Genomic DNA, 17,474 nt, shown 5'->3' with positions numbered 1-17,474 from the left:
ATCCCGGTTTAATGCTAAATAGTGCTCAGTATTTTTAACACCCGACCCTGTCGTGCCACACAGTGCAACGAGAATAACGATATGAAAGTCCATTTCGAGAAAAGTGAAGTGTTTGGGACCCTCCACCTGCAAGCGGCGGTGGCAGCATGATCGAAGTTACCGAAGTTTCCATCGCCGAGCTGCGCGCCGCGCTCGAATCCGGCCAGACCACCTCGGTTGAACTGGTCCAGGCTTATCTCGCGCGAATCGACGCCTATGACGGCCCCGAAACGCCTACCGCGCTGAACGCGGTCGTGGTGCGCAACCCGGAGGCGCTGGCCGAAGCGCAGGCGTCCGACGCCCGTCGTGCCAAGGGCCAGACGCTGGGAGCGCTGGACGGTATCCCCTACACCGCCAAGGACAGCTATCTGGTCAAGGGCCTCACCGCCGCTTCCGGCAGCCCGGCCTTCAAGGACCTGGTCGCCTATCGCGATGCGTTCACCATCGAACGCCTGCGTGCTGCCGGGGCGATCTGCCTGGGCAAGACCAACATGCCGCCGATGGCCAACGGCGGGATGCAACGCGGCGTCTACGGCCGCGCCGAGAGCCCGTACAACGCTGACTACCTCACCGCCCCTTTCGCCTCCGGCTCGTCGAACGGCGCGGGTACTGCCACTGCCGCCAGCTTCGCGGCCTTCGGTGTGGCGGAAGAAACCTGGTCGAGCGGGCGCGGCCCGGCCTCGAACAATGGCTTGTGCGCCTACACCCCTTCGCGCGGGGTGATCTCGGTACGCGGCAACTGGCCGTTGACCCCGACCATGGACGTGGTCGTGCCGTTTGCCCGGACCATGGCCGACCTGCTCGAAGTGCTCGACGTGGTAGTGGCCGATGACCCGGACACCCGTGGCGACCTGTGGCGCCTGCAACCCTGGGTGCCGATCCCGAAATCCTCTTCGGTACGCCCTGAATCCTACGCGGCGCTGGCCGCCAACAGCGAAGCGCTCAAAGGCAAGAAGTTCGGCATTCCACGCATGTACATCAACGCCGACCCTGAAGCCGGTACGTCCGAAGCACCGGGCATTGGTGGCCCGACCGGCCAGCGCATCAATACCCGTCCTTCGGTGATCGGGCTCTGGGAACAGGCGCGCAAGGCCCTCGAAGCCGCAGGCGCCGAAGTGCTCGAAGTGGACTTCCCGCTGGTTTCCAATTGCGAAGGCGATCGTCCTGGTGCGCCGACCGTGTTCAATCGTGGCATCGTCTCCAAAGAATTTTTACACCATGAATTGTGGGACCTGACCGCCTGGGCCTTCGATGATTTCCTGCAAGCCAACGGCGATCCCAAACTGAATCGCCTCGTCGATGTCGACGGCCCGCAGATCTTCCCTCACGACCCGGGCACCCTGCCCAACCGCGAGGGCGACCTGGCCGCTGGCATGGACGAATACGTGCGAATGGCCGAGCGCGGCATCACCCCGTGGGACCAGATCAGCACGGTGCCGGACGGCCTGCGCGGGCTGGAAAAAACCCGCAAGATCGATCTGGAAGACTGGATGGATCGCCTGGGGCTCGACGCGGTGCTGTTCCCGACGGTTGCCGATGTGGGGCCGGCGAATGCCGATGTCGATCCGCAATCGGCGGACATCGCCTGGAGCAACGGGGTTTGGGTCGCCAATGGCAACCTCGCCATCCGTCACCTGGGCGTGCCAACGGTCACCGTGCCGATGGGCGTGATGCCGGACATCGGCATGCCGGTCGGCCTGACCTTTGCCGGTCGTGCCTATGACGACTCGTCGCTGCTGCACCTGGCATCGGCGTTCGAGTCGACCGGCAGCAAACGCATGATCCCGCCGCGTACTCCGCCATTGGTTGCGGGCAAGCAGTAAATCGTAAAACCGTGGCGGCTCACTCGAGCCGCCATTGCTTGCCGATCAAGGATCAACCTGAGCCATCAGTTCCGGAATCGATTCCGACCGCTTGGCATAACGCTGCGCCAGCACCGCACAGACCATCAGTTGAATCTGGTGGAACAGCATCAGCGGCAGGATCAGCAAGCCAATGGTGCTGCCGGCAAACAACACCTGCGCCATTGGCACCCCGGTCGCCAGGCTTTTCTTCGAACCGCAGAACAGAATGGTGATGCGGTCTTCCTGATTAAAACCGAACGCCTTGCCCAGTACGGTCGCGGCCACCAGCACCAGCGTCAGAACGATGCAGCAAACCAGCACCAGCCCGACCAGATCCAGCAATGGAATCTGCTGCCACAGGCCTTCGATTACCGCCTCGCTGAACGCGCCGTAGACCACCAGCAAAATCGACCCCTGGTCGACGAACTTCAACCAACTCTTGTTGCGCGCCACCCAGTTGCCGATCCAGCGCCGAGCGATCTGCCCGGCAATGAACGGCAGCAGCAACTGCACGCTGATCTTGAGGATGGCGTCGAGGGTCGAGGAGCCTTCGCCGTGCACGTTCAACAGCAGGGCCACCAGCAACGGCGTGAGGAAAATCCCGAACAGGCTCGACGCCGCCGCGCTGCAAATCGCCGCCGGGATGTTGCCCCGTGCCAGGGAGGTAAAGGCAATCGCCGACTGCACCGTGGCAGGCAGCGCGCAGAGGTAGAGCATGCCCATGTACAGGTCATTGCCGATCAGCGGCGACAGCAGCGGCTTGAGCGCCAGGCCGAGCAGCGGGAACAGCACGAAGGTCAGGCTGAACACCAGCAGATGCAGGCGCCAGTGCCCGGCACCGGCGATGATCGATTCGCGGGACAGCTTGGCGCCATGCAGGAAAAACAGCAGCGCGATGGCGATGTTGGTCAGCCAGCCAAAACCGACCGCGACCTGACCGCTGGCGGGCAGCAGGCTGGCGAGCGTCACGACGCCGATCAGGGTCAGGGTGAAGTTGTCGGGTAACAGACGGGGGCGAGTCATGGGGTTGATCATCCGGGGGTTGCCAGTACGTGAAAGCGACTCTAACGTGACTGGGAATTACCGACTAACGCCGATGAGCCAGCTGATGCCGCCTAAAGGACATGACAAGAGTGTTCGACGCAGTATTCCCGGGCTGTCCAGCCTGCCACGACCGCTCTATGGCCGTACCGAATCGCTGCCCAATCGCGCCCTGACCCGGCGCCACAGCCATCCGTGGGTGCAGCTTTCCTATGCGATTGCGGGCGTGCTCGAAATACAGACCGGCGCCGGGCGCTTCGTCGCCCCGCCGGAGCGTGCGGTGTGGATTCCGGCGGGCATGCCGCACCGGGTGTTCAGCTCGCCACGCACGGAAATGCGCAGCCTGTACATCGATTGCAGTGTCTCGACGTGGGCGCCGCCGGGGTGTCATGTGTTGGGGGTCAGCGACTTGTTGCGTGAGTTGATCCGCGCCTTCAGTCAGATACCGGTGGAATACGATCAGGACGGACCGCACGGTCGGTTGGCCCAGGTGATTCTGGATCAGTTGGCTGAGGCGCCACAGATCGACCTGATGCTACCCCTGCCCCAGGACAGCCGATTGCGGCAAATCGCCCAAAGCCTGGAGTCGCACCCGGAGCAACAGACCACCCTCAGTCACTGGAGCGACCAATTCGACGTCACTGAGAAAACCCTCAGTCGCCTGTTCCTGCGCGACACCGGCCTGACCTTTCGCGCCTGGCGCCAGCGCTTGCGTTTGCTTGGCGCCCTGACGCCACTGGAGCAGGGCGAGCGCGTGACCGACGTCGCGTTGGCCTGTGGCTACGATTCGACCTCGGCGTTTATCGCGGCCTTCCGTCAGCAGTTCGGCGAAACACCGGGCGAATTCTTTCGCTGAGCCCCACACAGAACAAACTGTGGGAGCGGGCTTGCTCGCGAATGCGCTGGATCAGTCGACATATGCATTGACTGACACTCTGCCTTCGCGAGCAAGCCCGCTCCCACAGGGTCATGTGGTGTACACAAAATCTGTGCCCCACAGAGCTCTCACACAATTTCTCGCTGTTACTGATCGGACTTGATGCTGGTCCAGACCCTGGTGCGCACCCGCTCAAGCTTTTGCGGCAATGGCTGCACGACGTACAGCGTCTTCAAGGCCTCGCTGGTCGGTGTCAGGTTCGGGTTGCCGGTGATGTCCTTGTTGATCAGCGCCAGCGAGTCCTTGTTGGCATTCGGGTAACCGAGGAAGTCGCTGATCGGCGCGATGACTTTCGGGTCCAGCAGGTTGTTGAGGAATTCGTGGGCCTCGGCGACGTTCTTCGCGCTTTTCGGGATGGCGAAGGTGTCGAACCAGATCGGTGCGCCCTCTTTCGGCAGGCGCCAGTCGACGACCACGCCGTTGCCCGCCTCTTTGGCGCGATTGCCGAATTGATAGAAGCTGCCGGAGTAACCGATGGCCACGCAGATATCGCCGTTGGCGATGTCGGTCATGTACTTGGCGGAGTTGAAGTAGGTGACGTAGGGGCGAACCTTGAGCATCAGCGCCTTGGCTTTTTCGTAGTCATCGGGGTTCTGGCTGTTCGGGTCCAGCCCCAGGTAATGCAGGGCCAGCGGCAGGATCTCCGACGGCGAGTCGAGCATGGCGACGCCACAGGCCTTGAGCTTCTCCATGTTCTCGGGCTTGAACACCAGGTCCCAGCTGTCCACCGGTGCATTCTCGCCCAGCGCCGCCTTGACCTTGGCCGGGTTGAAGCCGATCAGCACGGTGCCGTACATGTAGGGCACGCCGTACTGGTTGCCCGGGTCGTTCTTGTCCAGCAGCTTGAGCAAGGCCGGGTCCTGGTGCGACCAGTTCGGTAGCTTGGACTTGTCGAGTTTCTGGAACACGCCCGCCTTGATCTGGGTTTCGATGAACTGGTTCGACGGCACCACCAGGTCGTAACCCGAGTTGCCGGTCAGCAGCTTGGCTTCCAGGGACTCGTTGGTGTCGAAGGTGTCCCAAGTCACCTTGATCCCGGTGTCCCTGGCGAAATCCTTGGGCACCGACGGCAGGATGTAGTCCGCCCAGTTGTACACCCGCAATTCGCGCTGTTCGGCGTGCACCGCGCTGGCCAGCAGCGACAGTGTGCAAACGGTGGCGCCCAGTATGCGTTTCATTGAGTCCATGGATCATTTCCCCAAGTGTGGCGTGAGTTCGATGGTTTTTATGTTCTGTACACGGCAGCGGCCTTGAAAGTAGCCAAGGGCAAGGAAGTGAAGCGTCTGGTTGTGGTTTCAATGCAGGTTGCCGACTCAGCCACCCGCGTCTGATTCTTGCTGACGGCGTGGTCGGTTCACAGCGTGAGGCAGGCCAAAAGGAGACCGAAATGGCCAAAATAGGTGTCCGCATTGATCAGCGGCGCGAAGCACTTCACCGTGGGTTAGTCCAAACAGCCGATGCCCGGGCAGTCTCCTTGCTGCTTATGCGCATCACACCAATAACAAGATCGCGAGGCTTCGATGCGTGCTCCACTCCTGCTTGCCCTGCCCCTGCTCGGCCTGCTCAGCGCCTGTTCCGAACCTTATGACCCACAACCGCTGGCCAGCACCGGCAATGCCACTGCATTGATCGGTAGCGCCACTGTCCCTCGACCGCTGAGCGGCGCCATACCCGCCAACCCCTTCATGGCCAGCAACGGCAGCAGCTACATGCATGCCGATGGCTACAGCTCCGATTCGCACCCCGGCCCCGGTCCATTGGGCGGCGACATGCAAGTGAGCAGCCGCGACGGCAGTCGCAAGCCCGGCGGCATGTGCCCGATCCATACCTTCGATCAGCAGGGTCGCCTGGTGGTGCTGTGCGCCAACCTGATGCAGTTCGAACTGCAACTGCTCGAACCGCGCACTCTCAAGCTGCTGGCCCGCTACCCGCTGCCGCCGCGTCCGTCGACCTTCCACGCGCTGATTACCCTGGACCCGGACAAGATCATGGCCGACACCTCCGGCGCCTATTTCTATGTCGACGAACAGAATCGCGTGGTCATCGCCGATGCCGAGCAGCACATCCAGCGCGTCGTGCATCGTCTGGATCAATCCGGTGCGTGGTCGTTCGAAGAGGTCGACAACTGGGACCTGAGCGACAAGGTTCCCCACGATTGCGTGCGCCCTACTTCCTGGTTTCCCAAGGGTGAGTGCGATCCCATTACCGGGGTCATGCCTGATCATCAGGGCTTGATCTGGTGGATCACCCGACGCGGGCGCATCGGTACCCTGAACCCGAACACCGGCAAGGTCCAGAGCATCCAACTGGCCAACGAAGAAATCCAGAACGGCATGTCGGTGGCGGCCGATGGCGTCTATCTGGTGTCCGACCACGCCATGTACCGCTTCGCCGCCGATGCCGATGGCAAGCCCGTGCAAGGCTGGCGCGAAGTCTACGACCGTGGCACCGGGCGCAAGGTCGGGGCGATCAATCAGGGCAGCGGCACGACCCCGACCCTGCTCGGCGAGCGCTACGTCACCATCACCGACAACAGCGACGGACGCATCAACCTGCTGGTCTACCGTCGCGAGCAGGACTACGCCGGCAACCGGCTGATCTGCAAGCTGCCGGTGTTCGACAACAACGCCTCGGCCACCGACAACTCGGCCATCGGCTGGGGGCGCTCGATCATCCTCGAGAACAATGCCGGCTACACCAGCGCCTTCGCGCAGAAGGACTGGCAGGCCGTGCATGGCGGCATCAGCCGCATCGACATCCGCACCGATGAGTCGGGCTGCGACCGGGTCTGGGAATCGAAGGAGCGGTCGCCTTCGGTGGTCCCCAAACTCTCGGTGAGCAACGGCCTGTTGTACTTCTACACCTTCGAGCCGCAGCCCGACGGCGAGAACGCCTGGTACCTGATGGCGCTGGATTTCGACAGCGGCCAGACCCGATTCAAGGCGTTGAGCGGGGTCGGCCAGGCGTTCGACAACAACTGGTCGCCGATCACACTGGCACCGGATGGCACGGCCTATGTCGGGACTTTCGGTGGGTTGGTTGCGCTTTGGGACAAGGGTGTGAATGCAGTCAATGAGCCACCGCGCTTCAGCGAGAAACAGACAAACCGGGTACCTGAATGAGCCGGGCCCCCTGTGGCGAGGGAGCTTGCTCCCGCTCGGCTGCGCAGCAGTCGCACATCCTGCCGACGCGGCATATGACCGAATAATGGGGGCCGCTGCGCGACCCAGCGGGAGCAAGCTCCCTCGCCACAATCACCCTCTGTTCTATCTCGTTGCTCACCTACAACAACGACAAGGTGTAGTTGATGATGAACCGGCTCTGATCCACGTTGCGGCCCGCGTCAGTGTTCGATTTGGCATTGCGCAAGGAGAACCCCACCCCCTTGAACGTGCCCGACTGCAACACGTAGTCCAGGGTCATGTCGCGCTCCCACTCGGACTGGTCACTGGCGTTTTGCGCCTTGATGTCCGTGCCCTTGAGATACACGATCGAGGCTTTCAGGCCCGGCACGCCCAAGGGCGCGAAGTCGTAGGTGTATTGGCCGAAATTGGTCTGCTCGCCGGCCCGGGCAAAGTTCTGGATCATCTTGTCGGTGGGCAGGTAGACACTGCCGCCGCCCGCCCCCTTGTCCACCAGGCTGCCCTGGTTGGGCTGGACGAAGTTGCTGCCGCCACCCACCTGTTGATGCCCCACCGACACCGCGTGCCCGCCATGGGTGTAGGTGACCATCGCAGACCAGGTGCTGTTGTCGATTTCACCGTCGTTGTCGTCGGTATAGCCCGACACCCGATAGCCTTGCGCGCGGCCGGCGGCAGAGCTGTTGGCACCGCTCGACGTGGTGCGGAAATAGCGCAGGTCGGTGGTCAGTGAGCTCGCGCTGTCGATGGACAGGATGTGCGTCAGCCCGAGGAAGTTCTGGTTGTAGAAGTCTTCCAGTTGCGCGAAGTAATACTGGCTCTTCAGATTCCTGGTGAGGTTGTAGTCGCCGCCGGCGTAGTAGAACTTGTTGCTGTCCTGCGTGCTGCCGGCGACCGACAGGCCTGTGCGGTCCGTCGAGGCACGCCCTACCGCGTGCTCCAGCACACCGCCGGTCAACGTCAGGCCATCGATGTCGTTGGATGTGACCTGCGCGCCGGTAAACGATTGCGGCAACACACGGGCATCGTTCGCCAGCAGGATCGGCAATTTCGGCAGCAAGGTGCCGTAGCGAAATTCCGTCCTGGCCAGGCGCATCTTCGCCGTAGGACCGAAGCTGCTCCAGGCGGCCGCCGCGCCGTCGCCGTCAGAGGGAATCATGCCGCTGCCGACGTGGCGCCCCGCGCCGCTGTCCAGCGTGATGCCGAGCAATGCCTGGGCATCGAGCCCGAACCCCACCGCGCCCTGCGTAAACCCGGACTCATAGCGCAACACGAAACCCTGGGCCGCCTCTTCGGTTTTCGAAGGGGTCGCGCTGCCATCGCGATTGTCGCTGTTGAAGTACAGGGTGCGCATGGACAGGCTGGCCTTGCTGTCTTCCAGGAAACCATGGCTTGCGGTGTCAGCCGCTTGTGCGCACACCGAACTGGTGGCCAGCAAGACTGCGGTGGGGATGGCTCGTTTGAACATAGGGTGCTCCTGGGTGTTTCTTATCGTTATTTGAAGGTTTCACCGCCAGGCAGGACCCGGTTGCCACCCACGCAACAGCGCTCAACACGGGCGCGAAAACAGGCGCGCTCGATGAGTGGCATGAGCATCGTACGTTCGGGGTGAGGGTTGACTGACTGGCTTGTGAAACTCTTAAAACATTTCGAGAGGCTATTATCAAACGCGATGAAAGTAGTTTTCGTGCAGGGATAAGGCTTGTCGCGCAGGGGTATGGACGATCACTGTTTTTGTATATCGGTGAGGCGGATTTTCACCATACTGACATCGTCGGCGGTGCTCGGTGGCTGCTTGCCTGTCCCAACAGGAGCAATGACCCATGAACGATCAAATCGAACTTTACGGCGCGAACACCGGCAACAGCCTGCGGGCAGCGATTGCCCTGGAAGAGTCGGGCATCGCCTACACCGCACGCAGGCTCGACCTGTACGCACAGGAGCATCGTGGGCCGGCCTTCCTGGCACTTAACCCGGCCGGGAAGGTCCCGACCCTGATCGATCACGGGACAGCGCCGCCGCTGGTCATCAACCAGTCCAACGCCATCATCCAGTACGCCGACTCCATTGCCCCCGGAAGGCTCGCACCGGCGCAGCCGGGACCTGCGCGCACCCGGGTGATCGACCGCTATTTCTTTTTCGTGACCGATGTCATCGCCCCCAGCCATGCGGCGTTTTTCCTGCACCAGGCGGGGCAGGACAAGGCCGCGGCGATCATTGATCTGCGGGTGATCGAGCAACTGACTTACGCGGAATGTTTTCTGGCTGCCGGATTCATGGCCGGAGAGCAGTTCTCCATGGCCGACATTTCGGCGTTCACCATCGTCACAGCGTTCCGTGATCGACTGGAATGGAAAGAGCTTCCGCAACTTTCGCGCTGGTTCGACTCGGTCGAAGCCAGGCCGGCGGTACAACGCGGCCTGAATGCGTTCAATCATTGCTGAGCGATTGCCGAAAACAAAAATGCCCGACAAAGCGCCGGGCATTTTCAGACGAACACGAAAGGATTTGCCTCAGTCGGTGTAGCCGAGTTCGACCGAGCGGCTTTGCTGCGACTGGTTTCGTGTTGCGAGGCAGTAATACAACGGGCACGTCACCGCCAGCCCCACCAGCCACGACAGGTCCGCGCCCTCCACAAGATTGGCGTACGGCCCGACGTACAACGATGTGTTGGCAAACGGCAGTTGCACGATGATGCCGATGAAGTAGGCAATGATCGCGTGCAGGTTGAAGCGCCCGTAGATACCGCCGTCAGCCCGGAAGATCGAGGCGATGTCATAGCGACGACGCTTGATCAGGTAGAAGTCGATCAGGTTGATCGAGGCCCACGGCACCAGCACCAGCAACAGCGCCAGGATCAGGCCGATGAATTGCGCAATGAAATTCGCCGAGGCCCCCAGCGCCACCACGCAGCAGCCCGCCAGCACGATGCTCGACAACACCACGCGCACCTTGATGCTGGGCGTCCACTGGCTGGCGAAGGTCTGGATCGAGGTGATGATCGACAGCACCGCGCCATACAGATTCAAGGCGTTGTGGCTGATGATGTTGAGCAGAAACAACACCATCAGGATCGGCCCCAGCCAACCGGTGGACTGCTTGACCGCCGCCATCGCCTCGGTGCCTTCCGGGGTTGCCAGTACCGCCACGGCGCCGAAGGTGAACGACAGGATCGTGCCCAGGGTCGCCCCCAGGTAAGTGGCGAAGAACGGCCGGGTGATGCCGATATCCGCCGGCAGGTAACGCGAATAGTCCGACACGTACGGCGAGAAGCTGATCTGCCAGATGATGCCCAGCGACACCGTGGCCAGCCAGCCGGACAGGTTGAACCCGCCGCGGGTGAAGAAGTCCGCCGGCAGATCATGGGCGAAGATATAGAGGAAACCCGCGAGCAAGGCACTGCCCATCACCCAGGTGCCGATACGGTTGAGGGTATGGATGAAGCGATAGCCAATCACTCCGATGGCCGTGGCGCTGAGGGCGCCGATGAGGATGCTGGCCGGCACCGGAACCGACGGCGCAATGCCGACAATCGATTTGCCCGCCAGCACGATGTTGGAAATGAAGAAACCGATGTAGATCAACGCCGCGAAGAACACGATCAGCAGCGCGCCATAACGGCCGAACTGGCCACGGCTCTGCACCATCTGCGGGATGCCCATGCACGGCCCCTGGGCCGACGCCAGCGCAATCACCACGCCGCCGACCATGTGCCCGAGGGCAATTGCCAGCAACCCCCAGAACAGGTTGAGGTGGAACACCTGGACCACCATGGCGCCGGTGACGATGGGCAGTGGCGCGATGTTGGTGCTGAACCACAGGGTGAAGAGATCGCGGGCCTTCCCGTGGCGCTCTGCGAGTGGAACGTAGTCGACCGTGTGGTTCTCGATCAACGGGTCTTGCCGGGACATCTGGGACATGTGCATGAACTCGAGTTTGTCTGTTCTTATCTTTGTATGAAGCCAAACCGGGGGGACTCTCTGGCCGCCCCTCAGATGCGAACCATATTATGGTATTCCAAACTTTACACAAGACTGATCCGGTCTTTAAACAAGCATCTGAGCCGGCATCCTGCCCGAAGCGCGCCAGCACTGACTAGCTGAAAGCCCTGTAATCATTGGGCTTAAGACGAAAGCCTTACGTTTATCGGTTCACCCAAAAAGACCTTGCAATCGACGTATTACGGTATACCATCAGACCTACAAACACATAAAAACGCACCACAGCACCCGAGGACCGTCCAATGATCGATGCCGCCATCTATAAACAAGTCATGGGGTCGTTCCCGTCCGGAGTGACCGTGATCACCACCCTGGATGACGACGGGCAAATCGTCGGCCTGACCGCCAGCGCGTTCAGCTCGCTGTCGATGGACCCGGCCCTGGTGCTGTTCTGCCCCAACTACAGTTCCGATTCCTACCCGGTCCTGATCAAGAACAAGCATTTCGCCATCCACGTGCTGTCCGGCGGCCAGCAAAACGAAGCCTATGCCTTCGCGCGCAAGGGCAAGGACAAGGCCCAGGGGATCGAGTGGACGTTGAGCGAACTGGGCAACCCGATTCTGGCCAACGCCACGGCGGTCATCGAATGTGAGCTGTGGCGCGAATATGAAGGTGGTGACCACGCCATCATGGTCGGTGCGGTGAAGAACCTGATCGTGCCCAACCAGAATGCCGGCCCGCTGGTGTATTGCCACGGCAAGATGGGCGCTTTGCCCGTTCTGGCCTGACCATTGAAAAGATCGCAGCCTTCGGCAGCTCCTACAGGGGCAAACGCATATCGCCCGTAGGAGCTGCCGAAGGCTGCGATCTTTTGCTCTTCAATTCGTATTATGGTATACCAAAAATCAACAGGCCCGCGATCGACCGGCCGACAACAATAGATCCGAGGTAAGCGTCATGAAGTTTTCCCTGTTCGTACACATGGAACGTTGGGACGAAAGCGTCAGCCACCGCCAGTTGTTCGAAGACCTGACCGAACTGACGCTGATGGCCGAGGCCGGTGGTTTCAGCACCGTGTGGATCGGCGAACACCACTCCATGGAGTACACCATCTCGCCAAGCCCGATGCCGCTGCTGGCTTATCTGGCGGGCAAGACCACCACCATCCACCTGGGTGCCGGCACCATCATCGCGCCGTTCTGGCATCCGCTGCGGGTGGCCGGTGAGTGCGCGTTGCTCGACGTGATCAGCAACGGGCGCATGGAAGTGGGATTGGCCCGTGGCGCCTACCAGATCGAGTTCGACCGCATGGCCGGCGGCATGCCGGCGTCCTCCGGCGGCCAGGCGTTGCGGGAAATGGTCCCGGTGGTGCGGGCACTGTGGAACGGCGACTATGCCCATGACGGCGACATCTGGAAATTCCCGACCTCCACCAGCGTGCCCAAGCCGATCCAGCAGCCGAACCCGCCGATGTGGATCGCCGCCCGCGACCCGGATTCGCACAACTTCGCCGTGGCCAACGGCTGCAACGTCATGGTCACGCCGCTGATGAAAGGCGACGAGGAAGTCCTCGACCTGAAGAACAAGTTCCAGGCCGCGCTCGATAACAACCCTGGCGTGCCGCGCCCGCAACTGATGGTGCTGCGTCACACCCACGTGCACACCGCCGACGATCCACAGGGCTGGGAAGTCGGGGCCAAGGCGATCTCGAAGTTCTACCGCACCTTCGATGCCTGGTTCGGCAACAAGACCACCCCGGTCAACGGCTTCCTCGCGCCGAGCCCGGAAGAGAAATTCGCCGGTCGCCCGGAGTTCGAGCTGGAAAGCCTGCACAAGACCGCCATGATCGGCACCCCGGAAGAAATCATTCCGCGCATCAAGTACTACCAGGAACTGGGGGTCGACGAATTCAGCTTCTGGTGCGATAACAGCCTGCCCCACGCGGAAAAGAAAAAATCCCTGGAGCTGTTCATCAAGCACGTGGTGCCAGCGTTCCGGTAGGAGCGAGTTCCCACAAGGGTCGATTCCAATGATGACTGGTCGCCTCCCATCACTCGCCCTTCCCTCCGGCGCCGCGCGGGCTTACCTGCGCGGTGAATGGACCGCTTCGCACCTGCATTTCAAGCGCCTGCGCGCCAGCGTTTCGGCCAAGCAGAACGGTTTCTGGCAAATAGTTCACTGAGCCCACCCGAACAGCCAATCACGCACCCCGCGTCTCGCCATTGCGTGGCGCGTACGGTGCATCGTGTTTCGCCTTGATCAGGTTTGCCCAATGAACAATAACAACGCGCTGTTGATCATCGACATGCAGCAGGAGGACGGCTTCGTCCTGGAAAACCTCGACAGGGTGGTCGCCCATACCGCCGCCCTGCTCGATACCGCCCGCCATCAGCGGACGCCTGTCATCTATACCCGCCACATCAATCAGGCCGATGGCAGTGACCTGCCCCACGGCGAACCCCTGGCCGCCGACGGAGGCCCCGGCAGTTACCGCGCCGGCACCCGGCAAGTGGAAATCATCGGGTCGCTGAGGCCGCAGCCCGGTGAGCTGATCATCGACAAGGGCCGGTACAGTGCCTTTCATCGCACCGACCTCGATGCCCGACTCAAGGCAATGGAGGTCAACACACTGATCGTCTGCGGCGTGCTGACCGACGTCTGCGTGCTCACCAGTGTGTTCGATGCCTTCGCCCTGGGTTATCGCGTGCGCCTGGTCAGCGATGCCTGCACCACGACCACCGAGGCCGGGCATTACTCGGCCCTGCTGATCCTGGCCAACTGGGTCTACGCACTGGAAATCCTCACCACCACCGAGTGCCAACGCGCCCTCGAACGCCGCGATTACATCAGCCTGATCCCCGAGCAGCCGGACCTGTTTGCCCACCAGCCCCATGAGCTGCAAAGCACCATCGCCCGTCTGCAATCCCGTCTCGTCCGGACTCAGGAGTGATCGCCATGCAAGTCGAAAAAAGAAGCATCGATTTCATCCCCGAGACCGAACGCCACGGCAAGCCGGGTTCGCTGTTCTATATCTGGTTCGGCGCCAACATGAACATCACCACCATCGCCTCCGGCGTGTTGCCGGTGGTGATGGGGCTCAACCTGTTCTGGAGCGCGCTGGCGATCATCATCGGCTCGTTGCTCGGGGCGATTTTCATGGCCTCCCACTCGGCCCAGGGACCGAAGCTGGGCATTCCGCAAATGATCCAGAGCCGGGCGCAATTCGGCGTGTTGGGGGCGGTGTTGCCGCTGCTGTTCGTGATGCTGATCTACCTGGGTTTCTTCGTCAGCAACACCTTGCTCGCGGCCCAGGCGCTGGAGTCCGTCAGCCCGCTGCCGATGTCCGGCAATATCTACCTGATCGGCGCGTTGTGCTTCATCGTCGCGCTCTATGGCTATCGGTTGATTCACCGCTTGCAGAAGCTGCTGTCGATTCTGTCGCTGGTGGTGTTCGTCGCCGCCACGGTGCTCGCCTTGCAGTTGCCGATCCCGGCCGAACAGTGGCTGCCAACAGGCTTCTCGCTATCGAAGTTCCTGGTGGCGGTGAGTATTGCCGTAACCTGGCAACTGTCCTACGCGCCTTATGTCGCCGACTATTCGCGCTACCTGCCGAGCAACACGCCGACCGCCCAGGTGTTCTGGTACAGCTACGCCGGCACGGTCAGCGGCGGTGCGTGGATGATGATTCTCGGGGCGATCCTGAGCGTCGGCATCGGCGACTTCTCCAGCAACGTCGGCGGGCATGTCGCCGGTCTGTTCGGCCCTGGCGCGGTGCTGCTGTTCGCCTTCATCGTCTACGGCCAGGTGTCGATCAACGTGTTCAACCTGTACGGCGCGTTCATGTCGACCATCACCGTGATCGAACCTTTCGCCCGACTCAAGGTGACGCCACGGGTGCGCGGCGTGTTCATGCTGCTGATCAGCCTGGTGGCCACGGCCCTGTGCACCATCAGTCAGGACGACTTCATCAGCTTCTTCCTCAACTTCATCTTCTTCATGAGCTACTTCCTGATCCCGTGGACGGCGATCAATCTGGTGGACTACTACTGCCTGCGCAAAGGCCAGTACCGGATTGACGACATCTTCGACCTGAACGGGATCTACGGACGGGTCAACCGGATTGCCTGCGGCAGTTTCCTGCTGGCGATTGCCCTGGAAATTCCGTTCATGAACACCACGCTGTACGTCGGCCCGGTGGCCACGGCGCTGGATGGGGTGGATCTGGCGTGGATCGTCGGGTTGCTGGTGCCGGCGTTGAGTTATTACTGGCTGATGAAAATGACCACGCGCGTCAGCGTGCCAGCGTAGTCATCAGCATTTGACGGCATAAAAGATCGCAGCCTGCGGCAGCGCCTACGAATGTAAGGCGTACATCCCCGTAGGAGCTGGCGAAGCCTGCGATCTTTTGATTCTCACCTGCCGACTAAATCTCAGGCAAAAAAAATCCCAGGCAGCTGATGGACGCCCGGGATTTAAAAATGCATAAACCGTGGTGGTGAACGCGGCGCGGATATTACGGAATATTTCGGCCTGTAACAAGATATTTTTATTCACTATCCGGTTACTAATCCTTCTAACCCCTTCAATATCCACATATTTTTTAAGGTCGACTACAAGAACCAACGATACTCCCGCGCGCTGATGTCATGCAGAAATGCCAGATGATCCTGACGCTTGTTTTCGCAATAGACGTCCACGAACTCTGCCCCCAAGCCTTCGCGCAGCGATGCATGATTTTGCATGGACTGCACGGCTTCAAGCATTTCCAGCGGAAAATCGATGCCACTGCCGCGGTCTTCGTTGAGCGGTGCAATCGGCTCGCGCTCCCCTTCCAGACCCTGTTCCAGCCCTACCAGAATCGCCGCCAACGCCAGATAAGGGTTGGCATCGGCGCCCGCCAGGCGATGTTCGATGCGCAGGTTTTTGACGTCCGACTCCGGTATACGCAAGCAGGCATCGCGATCCTCGAAGCCCCAACTGGCGCGGGACGCGACGTTCACCGTGCCGCTCAAGCGGCGCATGGCGTTGTGGTTCGGGGCAAAGATCGGCATGCAGTGCGGCAACACGTCCAGGCAACCGGCCACCGCATGGCGCAGCGCCCGCTGGCCGTTCGCCGCCAGCAGGTTGTTGCCGGCCTGGTCATACAGGCTGACATGCACGTGCATGCCGCTGCCGGGGTGCTGCAGGTAGGGTTTGGCCATGAAGCTGGCGCGGTAGTTGTGCTTGAGCGCCACGCCCCGGGTGCTGCGACAGAACAGGGCAGCCCAGTCGGCGGCGCGCAGGCCGTCATCGCAATGGCCGAAGTTGATTTCGAACTGGCCCGGGCCGAGCTCGGCGGTGATCACCGTGGCATCGACGCCTTGGGCTCGCGCGGTCTCGACCATTTCATCGAGCACCGGGGCGAAGCGCGACAGGCGTTCGATGTGCATGTTCGGCTGATCGTCGGCATCGCCACTCAGCTCATCACGGGGAAATTGCGGCAAGCCGTCCTTCAAGCGACTGTCGAACAGGTAGAACTCCAGTTCGAAGGCCACCACCGGGAAAATGCCCTTGCGCTTGAGCCGCTCCAGCACCCGCGCCAGCACTTCGCGGGGTTCGAATTCGATGGGTTTTTCGGTGCCGTCGGAGGTGATCAGCATCTGGCCCAAGGGCTGCTTTTCCCAGCTCACCAACTTCAAGGTGCCAGGCACCAAACGGCGCAGTGCATCCGGGTCACCATCGTTGAAGCAGTAATCGCCGATCTTGAACAGTCCGCCCTGGGTGCCGAGCAACACGCAGTTCTGCGGCAGCTTCAGGGCACTGCCGGCAGCGACTTTTTCCAGCATCTCGATCGGGTAGCGCTTGCCGTAGAAATGCCCCGGAATGTCCAGGGAGATCAGGTCGACGTAACGCACTTCGGGGTTGCAGTGGCGGAAGTTGCGAACCTCGGCCAGCAGTTCAGAGCACACAGCATCCATCGTTTTGTTCCTTGTTGTTATCAGGTGTAAACCCAAAGCACGCGGGTCAGTTGGTCGGACAGGTTGCCGTAGCGGCAGTGCGCATGGCTTGCCAGTTGAAAGCTGTCACCGGGATGCAGGGTCACCGGTTCGTTGTCGTCGAGCCACAGGGTCAGTTGCCCTTCCAGGACATAACCGCCCTGCTCGGAACTGTCCTTCATGTGCCGGTCGCCGCTGCTGGCGCCGGGTTCGAGCTGGCTTTCGAGCATCGAAAAGGACGCGCGCATCTTTGGCGAAACGAGGATGTCGGTGATGCCGTCGGCGTAGTACAGCGTGCGGCGTTCGTCCGGGCGGGTGACCCAGGACAAGGCCATGGGTTTGGCCAGGCTGTAGAAATAGGTGGTCGGCACCCCCAGGGTTTCGCTGATGGCGGTCAGGTCCGCCACGGTCGGGCGCGACAGGCCACGCTCGACTTGGGACAGAAAACCCACGGAGCGGCCGATTTTGTCCGCCAGTTCCTTCAGGGTGTACTTTTTGTGTTTGCGCAGGTCCTGGATCAGGATCGCCAGCGCCGAGATTTCTTCTTGCATGTCCAT

Annotated in this window: 15 protein-coding genes; 9 read left to right on the top strand and 6 right to left on the bottom strand. The window is 61.4% G+C overall.

The annotated features are described in order from the left end of the window. Window positions 1–146: 146 nt before the first annotated feature. On the top strand, window positions 147–1,862 hold the full coding sequence (locus ASD95_RS07595) for an amidase (RefSeq protein WP_056723587.1): 1,716 nt from the start codon (window positions 147–149) through the stop codon (window positions 1,860–1,862). Window positions 1,863–1,907: 45 nt separating this feature from the next. Here ASD95_RS07595 and ASD95_RS07590 read toward each other — a convergent pair whose 3' ends face one another. Beyond that, window positions 1,908–2,906, bottom strand: a complete 999-nt coding sequence (locus ASD95_RS07590) for a bile acid:sodium symporter family protein (protein ID WP_056723684.1) — start codon at window positions 2,904–2,906, stop codon at window positions 1,908–1,910. A gap of 85 nt (window positions 2,907–2,991) precedes the next feature. On the opposite strand from ASD95_RS07590, the gene ASD95_RS07585 reads away from it, so the two are divergent. Continuing rightward, entirely contained in the window at window positions 2,992–3,780 is a 789-nt protein-coding gene (locus ASD95_RS07585) for an AraC family transcriptional regulator (protein ID WP_056723682.1), read from the top strand. A gap of 167 nt (window positions 3,781–3,947) precedes the next feature. Here ASD95_RS07585 and ASD95_RS07580 read toward each other — a convergent pair whose 3' ends face one another. Then, complete coding sequence (locus ASD95_RS07580; protein ID WP_056723585.1) at window positions 3,948–5,048, bottom strand: polyamine ABC transporter substrate-binding protein; 1,101 nt, start codon at window positions 5,046–5,048, stop codon at window positions 3,948–3,950. A gap of 333 nt (window positions 5,049–5,381) precedes the next feature. Between ASD95_RS07580 and ASD95_RS07575 the strand changes: the two genes are divergently transcribed. Next, on the top strand, window positions 5,382–6,983 hold the full coding sequence (locus ASD95_RS07575; RefSeq protein WP_056723584.1) for a hypothetical protein: 1,602 nt from the start codon (window positions 5,382–5,384) through the stop codon (window positions 6,981–6,983). Window positions 6,984–7,143: 160 nt separating this feature from the next. On the opposite strand, the gene ASD95_RS07570 is transcribed toward ASD95_RS07575, so the two are convergent. Beyond that, a complete protein-coding gene (locus tag ASD95_RS07570; RefSeq protein ID WP_056723582.1) occupies window positions 7,144–8,469 on the bottom strand; it encodes an OprD family porin in 1,326 nt (441 codons plus the stop codon). Between the two features lie 355 nt (window positions 8,470–8,824). Here ASD95_RS07570 and ASD95_RS07565 point away from each other — a divergent pair, with 355 nt between their 5' ends. Then, on the top strand, window positions 8,825–9,445 hold the full coding sequence (locus tag ASD95_RS07565; protein ID WP_056723580.1) for a glutathione S-transferase family protein: 621 nt from the start codon (window positions 8,825–8,827) through the stop codon (window positions 9,443–9,445). A gap of 69 nt (window positions 9,446–9,514) precedes the next feature. On the opposite strand, the gene ASD95_RS07560 is transcribed toward ASD95_RS07565, so the two are convergent. Then, window positions 9,515–10,921, bottom strand: a complete 1,407-nt coding sequence (locus ASD95_RS07560; RefSeq protein ID WP_056723579.1) for a purine-cytosine permease family protein — start codon at window positions 10,919–10,921, stop codon at window positions 9,515–9,517. A gap of 323 nt (window positions 10,922–11,244) precedes the next feature. On the opposite strand from ASD95_RS07560, the gene ASD95_RS07555 reads away from it, so the two are divergent. From ASD95_RS07555 to ASD95_RS07540, 5 genes are all read left to right on the top strand, one after another. Then, on the top strand, window positions 11,245–11,730 hold the full coding sequence (locus tag ASD95_RS07555) for a flavin reductase family protein (RefSeq protein WP_056723576.1): 486 nt from the start codon (window positions 11,245–11,247) through the stop codon (window positions 11,728–11,730). Window positions 11,731–11,899: 169 nt separating this feature from the next. Further along, window positions 11,900–12,943: an LLM class flavin-dependent oxidoreductase gene (locus ASD95_RS07550; protein WP_007982502.1), complete on the top strand. Its 1,044-nt coding sequence runs from the start codon at window positions 11,900–11,902 to the stop codon at window positions 12,941–12,943. Between the two features lie 31 nt (window positions 12,944–12,974). Then, window positions 12,975–13,124 carry a hypothetical protein gene (locus tag ASD95_RS29345; RefSeq protein WP_162130443.1) on the top strand — a complete coding sequence of 50 codons (150 nt, stop codon included), beginning with the start codon at window positions 12,975–12,977 and terminating at the stop codon, window positions 13,122–13,124. A gap of 90 nt (window positions 13,125–13,214) precedes the next feature. Next, on the top strand, window positions 13,215–13,892 hold the full coding sequence (locus tag ASD95_RS07545; RefSeq protein ID WP_056723575.1) for a cysteine hydrolase family protein: 678 nt from the start codon (window positions 13,215–13,217) through the stop codon (window positions 13,890–13,892). Window positions 13,893–13,897: 5 nt separating this feature from the next. After that, the gene (locus ASD95_RS07540) at window positions 13,898–15,250 is read left to right on the top strand and encodes a purine-cytosine permease family protein (protein ID WP_056723572.1); all 1,353 of its coding nucleotides are present in this window, start codon (window positions 13,898–13,900) and stop codon (window positions 15,248–15,250) included. 302 nt (window positions 15,251–15,552) lie between these two features. On the opposite strand, the gene ASD95_RS07535 is transcribed toward ASD95_RS07540, so the two are convergent. Next, window positions 15,553–16,899: a glutamine synthetase family protein gene (locus ASD95_RS07535; RefSeq protein ID WP_056723570.1), complete on the bottom strand. Its 1,347-nt coding sequence runs from the start codon at window positions 16,897–16,899 to the stop codon at window positions 15,553–15,555. A gap of 20 nt (window positions 16,900–16,919) precedes the next feature. After that, on the bottom strand, window positions 16,920–17,474 hold the full coding sequence (locus tag ASD95_RS07530; protein WP_056723568.1) for a helix-turn-helix domain-containing protein: 555 nt from the start codon (window positions 17,472–17,474) through the stop codon (window positions 16,920–16,922).

The sequence above is a fragment of the Pseudomonas sp. Root71 genome (assembly GCF_001429045.1).
GTDB classification, from domain to species: domain Bacteria; phylum Pseudomonadota; class Gammaproteobacteria; order Pseudomonadales; family Pseudomonadaceae; genus Aquipseudomonas; species Aquipseudomonas monachiensis.
This window is presented reverse-complemented; position numbering and strand designations above follow the sequence as displayed.

What these genes read in the sequence shown, in the direction of transcription:
- ASD95_RS07565 (WP_056723580.1), top strand. Translation starts at nt 8,825, where the DNA reads ATGAACGATCAAATCGAACTTTACGGCGCGAACACCGGCAACAGCCTG.
- ASD95_RS07540 (WP_056723572.1), top strand. Translation starts at nt 13,898, where the DNA reads ATGCAAGTCGAAAAAAGAAGCATCGATTTCATCCCCGAGACCGAACGC.
- ASD95_RS29345 (WP_162130443.1), top strand. Translation starts at nt 12,975, where the DNA reads ATGACTGGTCGCCTCCCATCACTCGCCCTTCCCTCCGGCGCCGCGCGG.
- ASD95_RS07550 (WP_007982502.1), top strand. Translation starts at nt 11,900, where the DNA reads ATGAAGTTTTCCCTGTTCGTACACATGGAACGTTGGGACGAAAGCGTC.
- ASD95_RS07530 (WP_056723568.1), bottom strand. Translation starts at nt 17,474, where the DNA reads ATGGACATGCAAGAAGAAATCTCGGCGCTGGCGATCCTGATCCAGGAC.
- ASD95_RS07580 (WP_056723585.1), bottom strand. Translation starts at nt 5,048, where the DNA reads ATGGACTCAATGAAACGCATACTGGGCGCCACCGTTTGCACACTGTCG.
- ASD95_RS07595 (WP_056723587.1), top strand. Translation starts at nt 147, where the DNA reads ATGATCGAAGTTACCGAAGTTTCCATCGCCGAGCTGCGCGCCGCGCTC.
- ASD95_RS07575 (WP_056723584.1), top strand. Translation starts at nt 5,382, where the DNA reads ATGCGTGCTCCACTCCTGCTTGCCCTGCCCCTGCTCGGCCTGCTCAGC.
- ASD95_RS07555 (WP_056723576.1), top strand. Translation starts at nt 11,245, where the DNA reads ATGATCGATGCCGCCATCTATAAACAAGTCATGGGGTCGTTCCCGTCC.
- ASD95_RS07535 (WP_056723570.1), bottom strand. Translation starts at nt 16,899, where the DNA reads ATGGATGCTGTGTGCTCTGAACTGCTGGCCGAGGTTCGCAACTTCCGC.
- ASD95_RS07590 (WP_056723684.1), bottom strand. Translation starts at nt 2,906, where the DNA reads ATGACTCGCCCCCGTCTGTTACCCGACAACTTCACCCTGACCCTGATC.
- ASD95_RS07560 (WP_056723579.1), bottom strand. Translation starts at nt 10,921, where the DNA reads ATGTCCCAGATGTCCCGGCAAGACCCGTTGATCGAGAACCACACGGTC.
- ASD95_RS07585 (WP_056723682.1), top strand. Translation starts at nt 2,992, where the DNA reads ATGCCGCCTAAAGGACATGACAAGAGTGTTCGACGCAGTATTCCCGGG.
- ASD95_RS07570 (WP_056723582.1), bottom strand. Translation starts at nt 8,469, where the DNA reads ATGTTCAAACGAGCCATCCCCACCGCAGTCTTGCTGGCCACCAGTTCG.
- ASD95_RS07545 (WP_056723575.1), top strand. Translation starts at nt 13,215, where the DNA reads ATGAACAATAACAACGCGCTGTTGATCATCGACATGCAGCAGGAGGAC.